The sequence below is a fragment of the Pseudomonas sp. P5_A2_2 genome (assembly GCF_054177685.1).
In genome coordinates, this window is the sequence record NZ_JBGCUL010001088.1 from 1 (window position 1) to 1,435 (window position 1,435).

Consider the following 1,435-nt stretch of genomic DNA (forward strand, 5'->3'; position numbering starts at 1 on the left):
GTCCAGGGCTCGGGCAGGGTCAGCCAGATGTGGTAGGAATACGGTTGGGTCTTGAGCTCGAAATTGGCAAAGATTTCCCGGGCAATCGCCTGCCGCCCGGCGGCTTCGTTGCGCTGAATGCGGATCAGCTTTTTATCCAGCCCCTCAGTGATCACATTGCTGGCCAGTTGCGCCGTCAACGGCGACGGCATCCAGACACTGCTGCGCACCATCGAGGTCAGGCGCGACAATAGTTTTGGCGGACTGTAGAGATAGCCGATTCGCAACGCCGGCATGACCGCTTTCGACAGACTGGTCAGGTACACCGAGCGATCCGGGGCGAAGGCCGACAGCGGTTTGATCGACGGGTCGGTGGCGAGAAAGCCATAGATGTCGTCGTCCAGAATGATGAAGTCGAACTCCTCAGCCAATGCGGCGATTTGCGCCCGGCGTTTTTGCGACATGATCGCAGCCGTCGGATTCTGGCAGGTTGCCACGCAAACCAGCATTGCCGGTTTCTCCCGCAGGCACAGCTCGCGCAGCGCCTCGGGAATGATCCCTTCATCGTCCATGGCTACGCCCCGCAGGCGTCGCTCAAGACCGTGGGCCAGGGAAATGATGCCGGGGTAGCAAAGCTCTTCACACAGCACCAGGTCGCCAGCGTTGGTCAGCGCACTCATCGCCACCATCAAGCCATGCTGCGCACCCGCGGTGATCACCACCTGCTGCCATTGGGCATCGGGCAACGAATGACGCAACCACTGCGCCCCTGCCTCGCGGTGCGCCGGATGGCCGCCGTCCGGCGCGTAATCCAGGGCGCGAGCGAAATCGGTGCTCTTGGCCATGCCTACCAGCGCCCCGCGCAACCAGTATTCCAGGGTTTCGCTGTAAGGCTTGATGATCGAAAGATCCAATAATTCGGACTGCCCCAGATTCAGCGGGGCGGCACTGTTGCTGGCCGGCAGTTCAAGCTGTTTCTGGTTGAGCACATAAGTGCCCCGCCCTACCTCTCCCTGCACCAGACGCCGCCGATGGGCTTCGCTATAGGCCCGGCTGATAGTGCCCGGTGTGACATTCAACGTGGTCGCCAGCTCCCGCAGGGTCGGCAGGCGATCACCTTCGTTCAACACGCCGTTGCTGATATCGCGCGCCAACGCGTCGGCAATCGACAAATACATCGGCTGGCTGAACTCGCTTAGCTGAGGAACCCACATGAATGATCACTACCCATCGTAGAAATGATGAATATCCGAGAATATCACATTGAGGTTAGGCAACTAATAAATCAACTCAATCGATGAATTGATTCTATTGAAGCGTTGATTGAATCGGTAATCATCTTTACTGGATGATATTTTTAAACAATATTATTTATTTTAAAATCAACAACTTACCTAACAAACCGGCGAACAATAAGCAGTAATAGCAAAAAAACATCTCGCAACAACCACTCGAC

General features: G+C 56.4%; 1 protein-coding gene. It reads right to left on the reverse strand.

Annotation, left to right across the window (positions count from 1 at the left end):
* Window positions 1-1,193: aminotransferase-like domain-containing protein (locus ACXRVY_RS29050; protein ID WP_458238961.1), on the reverse strand; the 1,193-nt coding region annotated here is incomplete at its 3' end.
* Window positions 1,194-1,435 lie beyond the last annotated feature (242 nt).